Source organism: Paraburkholderia sp. BL27I4N3 (genome assembly GCF_003386115.1).
GTDB lineage: Bacteria > Pseudomonadota > Gammaproteobacteria > Burkholderiales > Burkholderiaceae > Paraburkholderia.
Genome location: NZ_QREJ01000001.1, coordinates 6,054,888 through 6,071,844, shown reverse-complemented (window position 1 = coordinate 6,071,844; position 16,957 = coordinate 6,054,888). Strand labels below are relative to the sequence as shown.

Annotated in this window: 17 protein-coding genes; 7 read left to right on the top strand and 10 right to left on the bottom strand. The window is 63.8% G+C overall.

The features are described from left to right. Positions 1 to 4: 4 nt before the first annotated feature. The 4 genes from B0G71_RS27595 to B0G71_RS27580 form a co-directional block, all read right to left on the bottom strand. Entirely contained in the window at positions 5 to 1,951 is a 1,947-nt protein-coding gene (locus B0G71_RS27595) for an arylsulfatase (protein WP_116145763.1), read from the bottom strand. A 159-nt stretch (positions 1,952 to 2,110) separates the two neighbouring features. After that, entirely contained in the window at positions 2,111 to 2,659 is a 549-nt protein-coding gene (locus B0G71_RS27590; RefSeq protein WP_116145761.1) for a hypothetical protein, read from the bottom strand. 112 nt (positions 2,660 to 2,771) lie between these two features. Next, positions 2,772 to 3,419, bottom strand: a complete 648-nt coding sequence (locus B0G71_RS27585; protein WP_116145760.1) for a response regulator transcription factor — start codon at positions 3,417 to 3,419, stop codon at positions 2,772 to 2,774. A gap of 2 nt (positions 3,420 to 3,421) precedes the next feature. Beyond that, a complete protein-coding gene (locus B0G71_RS27580) occupies positions 3,422 to 4,831 on the bottom strand; it encodes a cache domain-containing protein (RefSeq protein ID WP_116145758.1) in 1,410 nt (469 codons plus the stop codon). Positions 4,832 to 5,087: 256 nt separating this feature from the next. Here B0G71_RS27580 and B0G71_RS27575 point away from each other — a divergent pair, with 256 nt between their 5' ends. Together B0G71_RS27575 and mctP are read left to right on the top strand one after the other, a co-directional pair. After that, positions 5,088 to 5,285 (top strand): DUF3311 domain-containing protein, encoded by a 198-nt coding sequence (locus B0G71_RS27575; RefSeq protein WP_012426370.1) that lies wholly within the window; start codon positions 5,088 to 5,090, stop codon positions 5,283 to 5,285. Beyond that, on the top strand, positions 5,282 to 6,763 hold the full coding sequence (gene mctP / locus B0G71_RS27570; RefSeq protein ID WP_116123312.1) for a monocarboxylate uptake permease MctP: 1,482 nt from the start codon (positions 5,282 to 5,284) through the stop codon (positions 6,761 to 6,763). The genes B0G71_RS27575 and mctP overlap by 4 nt, the downstream gene beginning before the upstream one ends. 75 nt (positions 6,764 to 6,838) lie before the next feature. Here the strand turns inward: mctP and B0G71_RS27565 are convergent, their stop codons facing one another. Further along, complete coding sequence (locus B0G71_RS27565) at positions 6,839 to 8,083, bottom strand: FAD-binding oxidoreductase (RefSeq protein ID WP_116145757.1); 1,245 nt, start codon at positions 8,081 to 8,083, stop codon at positions 6,839 to 6,841. 287 nt (positions 8,084 to 8,370) lie between these two features. Between B0G71_RS27565 and B0G71_RS27560 the strand changes: the two genes are divergently transcribed. From B0G71_RS27560 to B0G71_RS27545, 4 genes are read left to right on the top strand one after another with little or no spacing between them, the layout of a single operon-like run. Further along, positions 8,371 to 9,150, top strand: coding sequence for a DUF3348 domain-containing protein (locus B0G71_RS27560; RefSeq protein WP_116145755.1), 780 nt, complete (start codon positions 8,371 to 8,373; stop codon positions 9,148 to 9,150). Positions 9,151 to 9,160: 10 nt separating this feature from the next. After that, positions 9,161 to 11,779, top strand: a complete 2,619-nt coding sequence (locus tag B0G71_RS27555; RefSeq protein WP_116145754.1) for a DUF802 domain-containing protein — start codon at positions 9,161 to 9,163, stop codon at positions 11,777 to 11,779. Beyond that, on the top strand, positions 11,776 to 12,423 hold the full coding sequence (locus B0G71_RS27550; RefSeq protein ID WP_116145752.1) for an OmpA family protein: 648 nt from the start codon (positions 11,776 to 11,778) through the stop codon (positions 12,421 to 12,423). Before B0G71_RS27555 ends, B0G71_RS27550 begins: the two co-directional genes overlap by 4 nt. Next, a complete protein-coding gene (locus B0G71_RS27545) occupies positions 12,416 to 13,069 on the top strand; it encodes a DUF2894 domain-containing protein (RefSeq protein WP_116145751.1) in 654 nt (217 codons plus the stop codon). Before B0G71_RS27550 ends, B0G71_RS27545 begins: the two co-directional genes overlap by 8 nt. Positions 13,070 to 13,122: 53 nt before the next feature. Here the strand turns inward: B0G71_RS27545 and B0G71_RS27540 are convergent, their stop codons facing one another. Together B0G71_RS27540 and B0G71_RS27535 are read right to left on the bottom strand one after the other, a co-directional pair. Further along, a complete protein-coding gene (locus B0G71_RS27540) occupies positions 13,123 to 13,416 on the bottom strand; it encodes a zf-TFIIB domain-containing protein (RefSeq protein ID WP_116145749.1) in 294 nt (97 codons plus the stop codon). Between the two features lie 90 nt (positions 13,417 to 13,506). Then, entirely contained in the window at positions 13,507 to 14,259 is a 753-nt protein-coding gene (locus B0G71_RS27535) for a TerC family protein (RefSeq protein WP_116145747.1), read from the bottom strand. A 121-nt stretch (positions 14,260 to 14,380) separates the two neighbouring features. Between B0G71_RS27535 and B0G71_RS27530 the strand changes: the two genes are divergently transcribed. Continuing rightward, on the top strand, positions 14,381 to 15,259 hold the full coding sequence (locus tag B0G71_RS27530) for a LysR family transcriptional regulator (protein WP_116145746.1): 879 nt from the start codon (positions 14,381 to 14,383) through the stop codon (positions 15,257 to 15,259). On the opposite strand, the gene B0G71_RS27525 is transcribed toward B0G71_RS27530, so the two are convergent. The 3 genes from B0G71_RS27525 to B0G71_RS27515 form a co-directional block, all read right to left on the bottom strand. Beyond that, positions 15,235 to 15,696 (bottom strand): TerB family tellurite resistance protein, encoded by a 462-nt coding sequence (locus B0G71_RS27525; RefSeq protein WP_116145744.1) that lies wholly within the window; start codon positions 15,694 to 15,696, stop codon positions 15,235 to 15,237. The two genes, B0G71_RS27530 and B0G71_RS27525, sit on opposite strands and share 25 nt — an antisense overlap. 298 nt (positions 15,697 to 15,994) lie before the next feature. Next, complete coding sequence (locus tag B0G71_RS27520) at positions 15,995 to 16,189, bottom strand: hypothetical protein (protein WP_106277155.1); 195 nt, start codon at positions 16,187 to 16,189, stop codon at positions 15,995 to 15,997. A gap of 415 nt (positions 16,190 to 16,604) precedes the next feature. Next, positions 16,605 to 16,925: a DUF4148 domain-containing protein gene (locus tag B0G71_RS27515; protein WP_116145743.1), complete on the bottom strand. Its 321-nt coding sequence runs from the start codon at positions 16,923 to 16,925 to the stop codon at positions 16,605 to 16,607. Positions 16,926 to 16,957 lie beyond the last annotated feature (32 nt).

The following is a 16,957-nucleotide window of genomic DNA, read 5'->3' as shown; positions in this document are numbered from 1 at the left end:
GTGCTCAGTAGTAACCGTGCGGACGCAACGGTTCCACGCCGCCGACGCTGCTCATATAGTTGTTCCACTGCTGCACGAGACCGTCGATCACCGAAGGGTTCTGCGTCGATACGTCCTGCGTTTCGCCACGGTCGGCGCTCATGTCGAACAGTTGCCAGTGACCATCCACGGGGCCGAGCGGCGGTTCCGTCCACAACGCTTTCCAGCGGCCGTCGGCGCTGCGCAGATAGCCGCGGCCGTAGGCTTCGTCGCCGAACGACGCGGTGTGCACCGCGCTCGTCGCCTGATCGTTCAACAGCGGCAGCAGCGACTGCCCGGTGACCGGATACACGTAGCGGTTGTTGTAGACCACCTTGCCCTTGTTCTGATCGACGCCGGTGAGCGTATTGATGAGCGGCGGCGCGGCCTGCGTGGGCGGCGAGATCTGTGCGACGGCGAGGAACGTCGCGGTATTGTCGGTGACGTGCGTGAAGTCGCGCAGCGTCGGCTTCTGCGTGGTCTGACCCGGCAGATGGACGATCAACGGCGTGGACACGCCGCCTTCGCCCGAATAACCCTTGGTCAGACGGAACGGTGTGGCGCTGACTTCGGCCCAGCGCAAACCGTATTGCAGACGTTGTGCGTTCTGCTTGCCGTTGTCGGTGCCGAGTGCGGAGTAAACCGGATCGGCGGCGTTGGCGGTGTCGGTCGCGGTCGGGTCGGCGCCGGAGTCGATCGGCCAGCCTTCCGCGCCGTTGTCCGACTGGAACATGATGAAGGTGTTGTCGTACTCGCCGATATCCTTCAGGTGCTGGATCAGCAGGCCAATGTTGTGATCGAGATTCTCGACCATGCCCGCGTAGATTTCCATATATCGCGCCTGAGCTTTCTTCTCGGCGGGCGAGAGGCTCGCCCACGTCTTGTTCACCGTGCCAGGGCCATAGTCGGTATAGCCTTGCGCCGCGCTATGCACGGCGCTCACGTACTTCGCGTTCACCGTGCCGTTGTTCGCCGTGGCCGCGGTGGCGACGAGCGTTTCCGATGCGCCGCCGTACGGCACGAAGTCGTTCGGAATGATGCCGAGCGCTTTTTGCCGCGCGATGCGCGCGTTGCGGATCGCGTCGTAACCGGCGTCGTATTTGCCGGCGTAGTTGTGCAGATAAGGCTCGGGTACTTGCAGCGGCCAGTGCGGCGACGTGTAGGCCGCGTAGGCGAAGAACGGCTTGCCGTCGCCCTTGTTCGAATCGATGTACGAGATCAGACGCTGGGTATAAAAGTCGGTCGAATAGAACACTGCGGGGCTGCCACCCGCACCGCCCGGTTGTCCCGGCTGGCCGGGCTGCACGTATTTGCCGTCTTCGGTGTAGTTCCTGGAGTTCGCGGGTTCGTGCGCGAAGTGATTGGTCGCGGCGCCACCAAGCAATGCATAGCTATGTTCGAAGCCCCATTGGTCGGGCGTTTGTCCGCCGCCCGTCGTGCTGCCGACAATGCCCGAGCCGATATGCCATTTGCCGGCCATGTACGTGTGATAACCGCCGTCCTTCAGCAGTTGCGCAACGGAGAGCGCACGATCGTTCAGATAGCCTTCATAGCCCGGCAGTCCTTTGCGCTCGTCGGTCGGCACACCCATGGTGCCTTCGCCGACCAGATGATGATCGGTGCCGGAGATCAGCATGGAACGCGAGATCGCGCAGACGGTGCCCGTATGGTGATTCGTCAGGATGCGGCCCGATTGCACCAGCGCGTCCAGATTGGGCGTGTTGATTTCGCCGCCGAACGCGTGGATGTCGGAATAGCCGAGGTCGTCGGCCATGATGTACAGAATGTTCGGGCGCTTCTGGGCGACTACGGGCGTGGGCGTCGGGCCTGGCAGATTGTCGTCGCCGCAGGAGGCGAGAGCGATGAGACTGGCGACGGCGGCGCCGATCATGCCAAGGCGAAAAGAAGGGCGCAGCGATCGTTGCGTTGTCATTGTTGTGCGGACCGGATATGTCGGGTCGCCGATGGTAGCAATGACGCCAGAACGCCCAAAGTTCGATTTCTGCGTTGCTTTGTTCGATTGCCGATATAGCGTTGCAGCGTGATACCGCGTATCAGCCGCGCGCCGCTATCAGCCTTCAAACGCAGATGGCTAGTTGCCCGGATCGAGCACCGGCTTGTCTGGATTCGCAAGCGTTTTGTAGGGGAGTTGTGCGGCGCGCGGATTGGTGACGGTGTCGTCGATCACCCGCTCGACGTCCGCGGTTTTCGCGAGTTCGGTGAGGAAGGTCCGCTTGTCGAAGCCCGGCGCAACGCACCCTTCCACGTAAATGAAGCGGCGTTGCAGCGTCAGCCAGAGCGTCGACTGTTCGCGCCAGTGCGTGGCGAAATTGATGTTGGTGAGGCGACGCTGCACGGCCTCGGCGATTTCCACGTCGTACAGATAGGCGTTCGATAAACGGCAGCGGCCTTCCACCCAGCAACTATTGCCGCGTTCAATCCTGTAATGGCTGTCGTCGAGCCATTCTTTTTCGGTTTCGAGCGGCCCCAATGGCACCGGACAATCGCCGATTGCTTTGGAGATCTGAAAGAACGGATCGTGGCCGCGATTGACACGCGCCGGTTCGGCATGGGCGTGAATAGCAGTTGCGGCGAAACAGATCAGCAGACTCGCCAGCCGCAATGGGATCGTGCGTTTCATCCTCATCAGCTCCATGTGTTGGGCGTTGAGTAGAGTGGACGGAACGATAGCAGTGGTTGAGTGTACGCAGCGCCGATTATGCGACGATCGCCGATCCGCATCAGTCAGGTCTTCAACGGTTCGTGCGCCGGTTTTCGACCGCGAACTTGATCAACTCGGCCTGGCCTTCAATATCGAGCTTGCGTTTCAGATTCAGCCGATGCGTTTCCACCGTGCGCACGGAGAGATCGTTGCGCTGGGCGATCTGCTTACTCGACAACCCTTCGGCAAGCGCATCGAGAATGTCGCGCTCGCGCGGCGTGAGCCGTTCGACGGGCGACTGCATGGCCGAAGCCTGAATCAGACGTGCGCCGAGTCCCGCGCTGAAAAACTGTTTGCCTTCGAGTACCGCGCCAATGGCCTGGATGATTTCGGTGGACGGCGAGTCCTTCAGCACGTAGCCGCTCGCGCCCGCGCGCACGGCCTGCGTCACGTACTCGAGATTGTCGTGCATCGACAGCATGAGCACGCGAATCGCCGGGAAGCGCTCGTGAAACATGCCGGCCAGCGCGATGCCGTTCATTCCGTTCATGCCGACATCCATCAGTACGAGATGCGGTTCCGCGCTCGCGGCGAGGGCGAGCGCTTCGTGCGCATTGCCCGCTTCGCCGACCACTTCGAGGTGGCGCACCGCTTCGAGCCGCGCGCGCAAACCGTCGCGCACGAGCGGATGATCGTCGACGAGAATCAGACGGGCGATAGCGGATGAGGCGTCGTTCATGGTCAGGTTTCCTGCAAGGCCGGCAATGTCGGCTCGGTCGATCCCAGTGGCACGCGCGCGGTGACGAGCGTGTGGCCGGCTTGTGAGCTGAGCGACAGTGTGCCGCCCAGCGCTTCGAGCCGCTCGCGCATGTTGCGCAGACCCACACCCGAGCGCCGGCCGACGAACACATGCGTCACGTCGAAACCGCGCCCGTTGTCCGCGATATTCAGCGTGACCGCGTCGTTCGATATTTCCAGCGCGAGCGCCGCGCTCGACGCGTGCGCGTGGTGCACGATATTCGTCAACGCTTCCTGGGCGATCCGGAACAGCACGGTGTTGACGGCGTCGGGCAAAGCCGCCGCGTGCGTGTGCGCGATCTGTGTGAAGCCGATCTCGATGCCCGACTGCTCGCTGAGTTCGCGCGAGAGTTGTTCCAGCGCGGCCGCCACGCCGAGATCGTCCAGCATCGACGGACGCAGCGCGTGAGAAATGCGCCGCACTTCGCGCAAGGTGTCGCCAAGCCGCGTGAGACTGGTGGTGAGTGCGGCCTCTGCCGCGGGCACGCGCACTTCGCTGCGCTCGAAGCGCGCCAACGCGGATTCGAGCAGCAGCTTCACGGAGACCATCATCTGGCTGATGCCGTCGTGCAGTTCGCGCGACAGGCGCGCCCGTTCGTTTTCCTGCGACTCCACCACCTGCTGCGCGAGCCGTTTCAGTTTGGCGTCCGCGCTGCGATATTCGGTGACGTTGAGCACGAGCGCGCACAGTGCGATCACGGCGAGTCCGGCAACGGCGATCGCGTCGATCCATTTCATCGTACGATCGATATTGGCGGCCGCGCGTTCGTCGATACGCGCGAGCGTGTTATCCACGTCGTCGAGATAGATGCCGGTGCCGATCATCCAGCCCCAGCGCTGCAGCGGCACTACGTAGCCGAGTTTCGACGCCACCTTGCCCGTCGACGGACGATGCCACAGATAGCGTACATACCCGCCGCCTCGCGAGGCCGCGGCGAGCAGTTGCTGAATGGTCAGCGTGCCTTGCGGATCGCGCAGTTCCCACAGGTCGCGCCCGACGAGGTCCGGCTCGCGCGGATGCATCAACGAACGGCCGTGCATGTCGTAGACGAAGAAGTAGCCGTCCGTGCCGAAGTCCATTTTCTGCAGCACGTCGAGCGCGCGTGCGCGCAGCGTCGCGTCGTCGCGCGCATTGTCCTGGCCGGCGTCGTAGAGCGGCTCGATCGCGGTGGTGGCGAGCTCGACGTAATGCTTGAGCTCGATCTCCTTGCTGGCCATGTAGGCGGCCTGCGTGCTCGCGTGTTGCGTCTCGGCGAGCGCCGTGGCCTGCCGTTGCACACCCACTTCGATGCTCGCGATGGCGGCCAGGAAGGGCACGATCGCCAGCAGGACAATCTTGGCTTTGAGTTTCATGGTTGAAAAGACCGCTGACCGGCTACGTAGTACTACGTAGCCGGCTTACGTAGTTGCGCGCTTGTGAGGACGCTCACGAAGGCGAATACTACATCCCCACGGCATAGTGCGCCTTGCAGGCGGCTACGCCCATCGTCGCGCGCCTCGCGCGGCGTAATAAGCACCCCGGTTTGCCGGCTCATACCCGCTACCGGTTTCCGCGTGCCGGACCACAAGTCGTGGCGCGTGGTGTCAATAATAGACTTAGGAGATGATTGTGGAGACATCCCAACCTGCCGGCCGTTCATGGCTATGGCTGATCCTGTTGCTCCCATATATCGCATTGCTGTGGCTGCCGTTTTATAACGACACGCGTCCGTCGTTCGCGGGCTTTCCTTTCTTCTACTGGTATCAGTTCTTGTGGGTGCCGTTGACCTCGCTACTGATTTACGCCGTGTACCGAGGTGTCAAATGAGCGACGTCAATCCTGTGAATCCGGTTGCGATGACCGTCTTTATCGCGTTCTTCGTTCTCGTCACCGTGATCGGCTTCTTTGCCGCGCGCTGGAAACGGGGCGACCTGACGCAATTGCACGAGTGGGGCCTGGGCGGCCGCCAGTTCGGCACGGTCATTTCATGGTTCCTCGTGGGCGGCGACTTCTATACCGCCTATACGGTGATCGCCGTGCCCGCGCTGGTCTATTCGGTCGGCGCGTATGGCTTCTTTGCATTGCCGTACACGATCATCGTTTATCCCTTCGTGTTCGCCGTGATGCCGAAACTGTGGAAGATCGCGCACGCGAAGAACCACATCACGGCAGCGGACTACGTGCAGGGCGAATACGGCGGCAAGTGGTTCCCGGCGGCTGTCGCGATCACCGGCATTGTCGCGACCATGCCATATATTGCGCTGCAACTGGTGGGCATGCAGGTCGTGATCAAGGGGCTCGGCGTGACCGGCGAAATGCCGCTGATCGTCGCCTTCGTGATCCTCGCGTTGTATACGTATGCCAGCGGCCTGCGCGCGCCGGCCATGATCGCGTTCGTCAAGGACATCATGATCTACATCGTGGTGATCGCGGCGGTGTGGCTGATTCCGGCCAAGCTCGGCGGCTATGCGCATGTGTTCGACGCGGCCGATACGTATTTCAAGGCCAAGGGCGGCGCGACCGGCATCATTCTGAAGCCGACGCAATTCACCGCGTATGCGTCGCTGGCTTTGGGCTCGGCGCTGGCGGCGTTCATGTATCCGCATACGATGACGGCGGTGCTGTCGTCCTCGTCGGCGAATACGGTGCGCAAGAATGCGATCTTCCTGCCGGCGTATACGCTGCTGCTCGGTCTGATCGCGTTGCTCGGCTATATGGCGATTGCGGCCGGCGTGCATGTGAAGTCGGCCTCGGACATGGTGCCTGCGCTGTTCAACACGCTGTTCCCGTCGTGGTTCGTCGGCTTCGCGGCGGCGGCGATTGCGATCAGCGCGCTGGTGCCCGCGGCGATCATGTCGATCGGCGCGGCCAATCTGTTCACGCGCAATTTGTGGCGTCCGCTCGTTTCGCCGAATATCTCGCCGGAAGGCGAGGCTTCCACCGCGAAGATCGTCTCGCTGGTCGTGAAGTTCGGCGCGCTGCTGTTCATCGTGTTCCTGCCGACGCAGTACGCGATCGACCTGCAACTGCTGGGCGGCGTGTGGATTCTGCAGATCTTCCCGGCAATCGTGTTCTCGTTGTACACGCGTCGTTTGAATACACCGGGCCTGTTCCTCGGCTGGCTGGCCGGGATCGTGCTCGGAACCGGGCTGGCGATTTCGCAAGGCCTCAAGCCGGTGTACGCCCTGCATTTCGGCGATGCGGTCTATCCGGTGTATATCGGGCTGATCGCACTGACGGTCAATATCGTCGTGAGCTTTGTCGTGTCGGTTCTGTCGCCGCGTAGGGTGGTGGCCGCGGCCTGAACGATTGATGTCGAGGTAGAGGAACGCCGCGGAGCTTGTTTGTCCGCGGCGTTTTTTTTATTGCGGCCCGAAGCGTTATCCGTGCCGTGCGAATCGCTCGACACTGAACGGCAGGGGGTCCACGAGCGTTGCTTCGCCCGTCATCATTTCAGCGAGCAGACGGCCGGTTATCGGACCCAGCGTCAGCCCGTGATGCGCGTGGCCGAACGCGAACCACAAGCCCGGATGTTTTTTCGCGGGCCCGATGATCGGCAGCATGTCCGCTGTACAAGGACGCCGGCCCATCCAGGGTTCGTCATCGAGACGCTCGCCCAAGGGGAACAGCGTGCGGGCAACCGGCTCGACCGCGGCGAGTTGCGCCGGCGTTTTGGGCGCTTCTAGATCCGCGATTTCCGCGCCCGTCGTCAGGCGGATGCCGCGTGCCATGGGCGCCAGCAGGTAGCCGCCTTCCGCGTCGAGCACCGGATGATTCAGGCGTGCCGTGCCCTGCGGCGCGTAGTGCATGTGATAGCCGCGTTTGACGGCGAGGGGCAAGCGGTAACCCAGGCGCGTACTCGCGCGCTCCGACCACGGCCCCAACGCCACGACCGCGGATGAAGCGGAGATCGTTCCCGCTTCCGTGTCGACGTGCCAGCCATCGCGCAGCGTATCCGCATCGCCGATAAAAAACCGTCCGCCGAGCGCTTCGAAATATCTGGCGTAGGCGGTGACGAGCGCGTTCGGGTCGCTCACGGAATCGGAATCCGGATAGCGCAGGCCGCCCAGCAAGGTCTTGTCGAGATCGGGTTCGAGCTGTTGCAGGCGGGCGGCGTCGAGCGCTTCGAACTCGACTTCATATTCGCGATGCCACCGTTCGGCGAGCCGGGTTTCCGCGTCATGAGCCGCTGCGGTGCGGAACACTTTCATCCAGCCGATCGGGCGTAAAAGCGCGCTCGCGCCGGCCTCGGCGGCGAGCGCGCGGTGCTCGCTCACGCAATGCTCGATCAGCGTCGCGTACGATTTCGCAATGGCGGCGTGCCGCGTTGGATGAGAGTTGCGCCAGTATTGCCAGAGAAATGGCGCGGTCTTGAGGATCGCGTCGGCATGGTAACGAACGTCGGGCGATTGGTTGCGCGCATAGCGCAGCAACGTGCCGAGTCCGCGAGGGAACGCATAGGGATAAACGCCTTCGCGCTGGATCAACCCGGCGTTGCCGAACGAGGTCTCGTTGCCGGGCAGCTTGCGATCGACCAGCGCGACCTGGCGCCCGCGTTTCTGCAATTGCGCGGCAATGCACACGCCGACAATGCCCGCTCCCAGCACAACGGTATCGAATTTCATTCTGCTTATAGGCCTCGCTTAAGGTCGCTTTGTTCGAAGAGTGCCGCGATCCAGTCGACAAACGTTCGGGTCGCGCCGCGCCGTCCACGGGCGCGTTGAGGCGGGCGTTCATCTTACATGGAGTCGTTCGCTTTATCCGACCTGAGCCGGCGGGTTCGACGCTCGAGCACCCCGCCGCTCAAGTAAAATGCGCCTCGCGCACGGCCTGCGAATCGGCCTGCGAATCGACTTGCAGCCGCTCAGGCGTCGACAGCGTGTAAACTGGCGACTTTTTTGCCTCCGGTGGTATGTCGCAACCCCCCCAGCGCACAGCCCTCAGCGGCCCGGCGCTCATTCGCTTACTGGCACGCCTCGCGGATGTCGATGTTCCCGAATCCAGGCAATCGCTCTCGGACCGGCTCAGCCAATGGCTCGGCTGGACCGACGCCATTGCGCTGTCCTCGGTACTGAACGGCAACCCGCCCGCCGTTGCCGCCGGCGCGCGCGGCTTCGGCGGCGCGGAGGAGTCGGAGTACGTCCGCGCGCGCAGTTCGCTGGCGAAGACCATCACGGGCGATAGCGTGTTCGCGGCCGACAGGCGGCGCGGGCCCGTACGCGCGTCCGCGCATGCGTCGTCGCAGAGTGCGCCCGCCGATCCGGCGGCCGATTACGCGGTGTTCCGTCAACGCTATCTCTCCATCCAGCAGTCGATGGAAATGGCGATCGGCAATCTGCGCGGCCGCCTGCGGGGCATGCTGGCCACCAGAACACCCGCCATGGCGCGGCTCGCCGTGGTGGACGCGGTAATGGAGCGCGCGCTGAGCGAGCGCGAGCGCAATCTGCTGGCCGCCATACCCGCGCTGCTGGCCGGGCACTTCGAGCGCTTGCGCGCGGCCGAGCAGGTGACGCTGGCCGCCGCCCAGGTGTCGGACGAAGCCGCCGGCGACGCAGCCAGCAACGCAGCGGCGGTCACCGCCGGCGCATGGCTGAATGTGTTCCGCAAGGACATGCAAAGCGTGTTGCTTGCCGAACTGGATATTCGTTTACAACCGGTCGAAGGGTTGCTCGCCGCCCTTCGCGCCAGCTAACTGGGACACTATGTCCAGATATCGTTTTGATCTCGTTGTGTTTTTGGCTGGTCTGGCCGCTGTGTGCTGGATCGCCGCCGGCTACGCCGGTTCGAACCCGCTGGCACTGGCCGTCACCTTATTGATCGGCGTGTGCTATCTGGCGGGTTCGCTCGAATTGCACCGCTACAACCAGGCGACCGCTACGCTCACGCAGGCGGTCGCCGGGCTATCCGGGCCACCGCCGAGTCTCGGTGCATGGCTCGAGCCCTTGCATCCGAGCCTGCGGCACGCTGCGCGCCTGCGCGTTGAGGGCGAGCGGGTGGCCTTGCCGGGTCCGGCACTCACGCCTTACCTGGTCGGCTTGCTGGTGCTGCTGGGCATGCTGGGCACGTTGCTCGGCATGGTGGTGACCTTGCGCGGCACCGGCATGGCGCTGGAAAGCGCGACCGACCTGCAGGCGATCCGCGCTTCGCTCGCCGCGCCGGTCAAGGGTTTGGGCTTCGCGTTCGGCACCTCGATTGCGGGCGTGGCGACTTCCGCGATGCTCGGGCTGCTGTCCGCGCTGTGCCGGCGTGAGCGCCTACAGGCCGCGCAGATGCTCGACGTGAAGATCGCGACGACCCTGCGCATCTACTCGCAGAGTCACCAGCGCGAGGAGGCCTTCAGGCTTCTGCAGCGCCAGTCCGAGGTGATGCCCACGCTGGTCGACCGTCTGCAGACGATGGTGTCGGCCATCGAGCAGCAAAGCCTCGCCTTGAACGAGCGGCAGATCGCCAGCCAGGAGGCCTTCCACGGCAGGGCCGAGGCCGCTTATACGCGCCTCGCGAGTTCGGTCGAGCAGTCGTTGAAGGAGAGCGTGGCGGACAGCACGCGCGCCGCCGGCGCGGCGCTGCAGCCGGTCATGCAAGCCACGATGGCCGGCCTCGCGCGCGAGACGAGCGCGTTGCACGACACCGTTACGCACGCCGTGCAGCGGCAACTGGACGGGCTGTCGAGCGGCTTCGAGACGACCACCACGACCGTCGCGGATATCTGGAACAAAGCATTGGCGGGACATCAGCGTTCGAGCGAGGAACTGGCGCAGCATCTGCGCGCCTCGCTGGATCGCTTCACCGACGCTTTCGAGCAACGCTCGGCCGGTCTGCTCGACGGCGTTTCCGCGCGGCTGGAAAACACGGCGGGCAACGTTTCGAAGGCCTGGAACGAGGCGTTGGCGCGTCAGGAGCGCGTCGGCGAAAAGCTCGCGGCGAACAACCAGCAGGCCTTGGCGGCGGCCGCCGCGACTTTCGAGCAGCACGCGGCGTCTCTGCTGCGTGGCGTGGGTCAGTCGCACACGGACTTGCAGACCGAATTGGCTTTGAAGGATGGACAACGGCTCGCCGCCTGGACTGAAACACTCGGCGCGATGGCGGCGACGTTGAGCAAGGCGTGGGAGCAGTCGGGCGCGCAAACCGCGAGCCGTCAGCAGGAAATCTGCGAGAGGCTGGCGCAAACCGCGCGTGATATCTCGGCACAGACGCAAGCGCACGCCAGCAACACGATCGCGGAGATCGACAGGCTTGTCGAGGCCGCGGCCGAAGCGCCGAAAGCGGCGGCGAACCTGCAGGCCGAACTGGCTTCGCGCGATCAGCAGCGTCTGGCCGCCTGGACCGAGACGCTCGGCGCGATGGCGGCGACGTTGAGCAAGGAGTGGGCGCAGTCCGGCGCGCAAACCGCGAACCGTCAGCAGGAAATCTGCGAGGCGCTGGCGCAAACCGCACGCGATATTTCGGCCCAAACGCAGGCGCACGCCAGCAATACGATCGCCGAAATCGACCGGCTCGTGCAGGCCGCGGCCGAAGCGCCGAAGGCCGCGGCAAATCTGCAAGCCGAACTGGCCTCGCGAGACCAGCAGCGTCTGGCCGCCTGGACCGAAGCGCTCGGCGCGATGGCCAGGACCTTGAGCGCGGAATGGGAACAGGCGGGTGAGCGCACCGCGAGCCGTCAGCAGGAAATTTGCGAAACGCTGGCGCAAACTGCGCGCGACATCTCCGCCCAGACACAGGCCCACGCCAGCGAGACGATCGCCGAGATCGGCCAACTCGTTCAAGCGGCTTCGGAAGCGCCCAAGGCCGCGGCGGAAGTCGTCGCCGAATTGCGTCAGAAGCTGTCCGACAGCATGGTCCGCGATACCGCGATGCTGCAGGAGCGCAGCCGCTTGCTGGAAACGCTGGAAACCCTGCTCGACGCCGTCAATCATGCGTCCACCGAGCAGCGCACGGCCGTCGACGCGCTTGTCGCGACATCGGCGGATTTGCTGGAGCGCGTGGGCACGCGCTTCACCGACAAGATCGAACTCGAAACCGGCAAGCTGGGTTTGGTGGCCGCGCAAGTCACCGGCAGCGCCGTCGAAGTGGCGAGCCTCGGCGACGCGTTCGGCACCGCCGTGCAAGTGTTCGGCGAGTCGAACGACAAGCTGGTGACGCACCTGCAGCGTATCGAAACCGCGCTCGACAAATCCCTCGCGCGCAGCGACGAACAACTCGCGTACTACGTGGCGCAGGCGCGGGAAGTCATCGATCTGAGCGTGATGTCGCAGAAGCAGATCGTCGAAGACCTGCAACAGCTTGCCGCCCGGCGTGCGTCAGCGGGAGCTGAAGCGGCATGAGCGAGGACATCGACGGCGGCGTGGAGCAGGTCGCGCCGATCTGGCCGGTTTTCGGCGACCTGATGTCGGTGCTGCTCGGCGCCTTCGTGCTGATCCTCGTGGGCGTGATCGGCGTGCAACTGGAGCTGTCGAGCAAGCTGGAGCAGGAAGTCAAGCAGCGTCAACTGGAAACGCAGCGCCGCAAGACGCTCGAGCAGGCGCTCGCGGGTCCGCTCGCGGCTGGGCGCGTGACGCTGGTGAATGGGCGCATCGGGATCAGCGGCAATGTGCTGTTCGCGCTGAACTCCGATCAGTTGCAGCCGCAAGGCCGGGATTTGCTGAAGAGTCTGGCCGGGCCGCTGTCCGCGTATCTCGGCGCCAACGACGAAATCCTGATGGTGAGCGGCTTTACCGACGACCAGCGCTTGCGCGAAGGCAACCGCCGTTTCGCGGACAACTGGGAATTGTCGGCGCAGCGCGCGCTGACGGTGACGCGCGCGCTGATCGACGACGGCGTGCCCGCGTCGTCGCTGTTTGCGGCGGCCTTCGGTTCCGGACAACCGGTGAGCTCGAATACGGACGAGCAGGGCCGCGCCAAAAACCGTCGCGTGGAAATTGCGCCGGTGCCGCGGCCGTCGACCTCGACGGTAAAGCCTCGTGAGTAACGCGGGCGATAACGATCCGGCACGCGGAGCCCGTGCGACGCTGGACGCGTGGCGCGAACGCGGCGCCGATCGGCTCGATCCTGTCCGCTTCCATTTCATCGACGCGCTCGAACGGCGCGCGGCCGGTCACAGCGGCGAAGCGCGGCGGATTCTGGACGAAAGGCTGTCCGGGCTACTGGACGCGTACGCCGGGCACATCGAACGCGCCGCCGCATCTTCGGCTGATGACACTGCTGTGCAAGCCGCCAACGAGCCCGCGTACGCAGCGCTGAAGAGCCTCGTCGACTACATCGCGAGTCAGGATCATGTGCCCGCGGCGAGCGGTTTGCCGTGCGCCGCTTCATATCCCGAGATGCCCGCGCTCGATTACTTCAGGGACGTCTGGTCGAAGGTCCGCACGGAAAAGCAGCTGCGGCAGTCGCTGGAAAAGGTGCCGGGCAACGCCGGCCCGCTCAACTCGAGCAGCCTCGTGCATCGGGCGCTCTCGCTGATGAGCGAAGTGTCGCCGGGCTACCTCAAGCAGTTTCTGTCCTACGTCGATGCCTTGTCGTGGATGGAACAGATAAACGGCGGCGCCGCGCCCGCCGGTAAAGACGCGCCCCGCGCCGGCAACGCCGGCAAGAGCGCTCGCGGCAAAGCACGTTAGTGCGATATGTGCCGGAACGTGCCCGGCGCGTTTTCCCTCGCGGCTGACGGCGCTCAGTCGAAATCGAAGACGTCGAAAAGGGAGCGCTTTTTCTTCTGCGTCCGATAACCCGATCGATGATCGTCGTAACCGCGGTGGCTGTCGTACGAACGATCCCGTTCCCGGTGGCCGTCGTGGCTTGCGCGCGGGGCGGGCGGCGGGTCGGGTTGGGCCGCGTCCTGCGCGATCAGCTTGTCGAGTTCGCCTCGATCGAGCCACACGCCCCGGCAGTCGGGACAGTAGTCGACTTCGATTGAGCGGCGCTCGGTCATCAGCAGGTCGGTGGTCTTGCAAACAGGGCATTTCATAGCGTTGCTCCTCAAGAGTAGAAAGACATCGCATGCTGGACCGGGCGAATGCACACTCCCGATCCGGGAAAACCGTCACGCGCTTTTCGCTTATTGCCCGCTACTGAGCGCGCGCTTCGATTTCGCGCGGCGCACCAGCATGTTCATCGCCTCGACGAACGCGGAGAACGCCATTGCCACGTAGATGTAAGCCTTGGGCACATGCGAACCGAAACCTTCCGCAATCAGCGTCATACCGATCACGAGCAGAAAGCTGAGCGCGAGCGTGACGATGGTCGGATTGCGATCGATAAAACGTGACAGCGGGCGTGCTGCGAACAGCATGGCGAGGACCGCGCTGATCACCGCGATGAACATGATCGGCATGTGTTCGGTCATGCCCACAGCCGTGATGATGCTGTCGACCGAGAACACCATATCGAGCACCAGGATCTGGCCGATCGCGGCCGCCACGGTCAACTGGACGGTGCTGCCCGCTTTGTCGCGTTGCTCCTCGGCATGCGTCACGTGGTGATGAATCTCGCGCGTCGCCTTCCAGACGAGGAACAGGCCGCCGCCGAGCAGGATCAGGTCGCGCCACGAAAACGCGTGACTGAATAGCGTGATGGCCGGCGCGGTCAATTGCGCGATCCACGCGACCGTGCCGAGCAGGCCGAGCCGCATGACGAGCGCGAGCATGATGCCGATGCGCTGCGTGCGCGCGCGTTGCGCTTCCGGCAGCTTGTTGCTGAGGATCGAGATGAAGATCAGGTTGTCGATGCCGAGCACGATTTCCATCACGACCAGCGTGAGCAGCGCGGCCCATGCGGCGGGGTCGGCAGCGAGTGTGAGCAGAGTGTCCATGGTGTCCGTAAGCGGATGAATGCGGGTGACGTTGGATTAGCGATCATGATCGCTATCTTCTGGCTTCGGATAAACAAGTGATACTCTGAGCGACATATCGTTTTTTTCGAAGTGTCACGCCATGCTCAATTACCGGCATCTGTATTACTTCTGGATAGTAGTGAAAGAGGGCGGCTTCGCGCGTGCGGCCGAACGTCTCGATATGGCCGTGCAGACCATCAGTGCGCAGGTGCGGGAACTGGAGAAGTCGATCGGGCGCCAATTGCTGAAACCGGCGGGACGGGGCGTCACGATGACCGAAGCCGGCGAGACCGCGTTCAATCGCGCGGAGCAGATTTTTCAGCTTGGCGAGGCGCTCCTCGACGAGATGCGCGATGCCGGTGGAGAAGGTGTGGCACGGCTCGCCGTCGGTCTTTCCGATGGCATTTCGAAGCTCGCGGCGCACGCGCTGCTGGCGCCGGTGCTCGGCACGCCGTCGCTCAGGCTTCTATGTCACGAGGGCGAGCACGCGGAGCTGATGTCCGAACTCGCGCTGCATCGGCTCGATCTGGTGCTCGCTTGCCGGCCGGCGCCGCACAATGCCGACCTGCGCGTGCTGAGCCAGCGCCTGGCTGGTTCGCCGGTCGACTGGTATGGCCCGACCGAGATCGTCCGCAAATCCGCGCGCGCGGGCTTTCCGCAGTGTCTCGCGGAGGTGCCCGTGCTTCTGCCGACCCGGCACGCCGCCTTGCGCGCGCGGCTCGACCGTTGGTTCGACGCGCAGGGCATCCGGCCGCGCATCGTCGGCGAATTCGAGGACAGCGCGCTCATGGCGGTGTTCGCCGCGCGCGGACTCGGCGTGTTTCCACTCGCGGAACTCGGCGCGGAAGATCTGACGCTGCTGCGGGGCCTGCGGTGGCTCGGCCGCGCCGATGGCGTGATCGAGGAGATTCACGCCATCCGATCGCGTCGCGGGCAACATCACGGGCTCGCTTCTCAGGTGGTGGCCGGCGCGCGCTGATAACCGCGCATGACGCGCGACGGCAGTCCGTGACGGTTGACGGCCGGCGTCAGGTCGGGTCCCCACGCGTTCAACATGGCGGCGAGCAGGGCGATTTCGCCGTCCGCCAGATAGTCGTCCGCGACCGCCACGGCGACACACAGGCGAATGACCTTGCGGCGCAACGTGGGTTCGTCGATCTCGTCGATCAAGGTCGTGAGCATGGTCGGGTCGAGACGGCCCACCGGCGGCGCGAACGACAGATGCGCGACCGAGTGGTCTTCGCACAGCGTCTGCACGATCTGCTCGAATTGCGCGGGCGCGAGACCGAGTTCGCCGGCGATATTCAATCTCTGCAGCACACGCTCTTCCGAACTGCACACGTGGCCGTCCGCAGTGAGGGCCAGCGCGACGATGCGTGCTGCGGCTTGCGGGCTGTTACGCGGGTAGGTGCGCATGATTCTTTCCTTGCCTGGACGACGTCCGTAGTGAAGATGAGGTCCAGTGTGCGGTAGGTTAGGGATCGGATAAACCTGCTAAATGCGAAGCGAAGGTTCGGAAAAGACGAAGATTGGGGGGAGCCGTTCGAGCGTTTGTCCGCTGCGTCTTGGTCGCCGCGCGTGCCGTGTTCCTACTGCATTCAGGTGAGTACTTTGATCTCGGCCCGGATGTGACGGATCGAGTGGACTGGCCGGTCACCGGTGAAGCGCCCGACTTCCAGGCGCCTCATCGGAGAACCAGGCGAACTTTGTCGATTTAAAGCGGATGAAGTTTGCCATTGAGGTCCATCGACCACTTCGAGCCGTCGCCGAACGTGAGCACGCCATTCATGGCGTCGATGTGGGTCGGCTTGCCGACAGGTTCTTTATCTTTGCCGCCGACGACGCGTGCCATGTCGGCAGAGCTCATTTCTTCATTGCGATGCAGTTCGCGGATCTTCAGGTCTTTCATGACGTTCTCCTTTGAGAAAATTACCTGGGTGTGCGAGCACTCTTGTGTGTGCTCGCACACTTACACTGCACATGATGTGCCATGCATGCCTGAAGATCCTCAGCGTGCTGATAACAAAGGGGTTGCAGGTTTGATGAGCTTGCGGCGAAGCTGTGGGTGGTGCGGTAAAACCAACAGTCGGCCAGCCTGCTGTCTGTTGAACCACAACAGCTCTACACTGGCGAGGTTCTGTTTCAAACGATCATGGCTCCACGGATTTTGGCGAAGGGCACCGAAGCTTTCGCATCCAGCCGCTAGACGCGAATGCCGTCCCCTGGTGAGTTGCATGCCGGCAAAAAAGCAGCGTCGATCCGAAGAGGACCGACGCTCGAAAGTAGACCCCGCTGTCCACAGGTTCACACACACCGGGCCGCCATCAATGCATGGGCGTGTCCTGCATGGCCGGCTGGTTGTTGTTTAGTGCGCTCTGCTGGGCCGCGTGCATGGCGGCTACTTTTCTTTCCGCTTCCTGAATGTCGGCGGGATAGTCGCTTTCGTCGCCGCGAGACGGATCGTATCCGGCGGCTTCCAGCTCCTCGAGTTCGTGGCGCACTTCGGCGCGCGTGAGCGGATGCGCGCCGGGCGTGGCCGACGTTTGCGCGTAGGCGCCGCTTGCCGTTGCCAGAAGGGCGGCACTTGCAACGAGTGCGCCGGCTGCGACGCGGGCCATGAGACGGTTCAGAGAGATCAGTTTCATGTCAATACTCCTCGATATGCGAGCGCAATCTT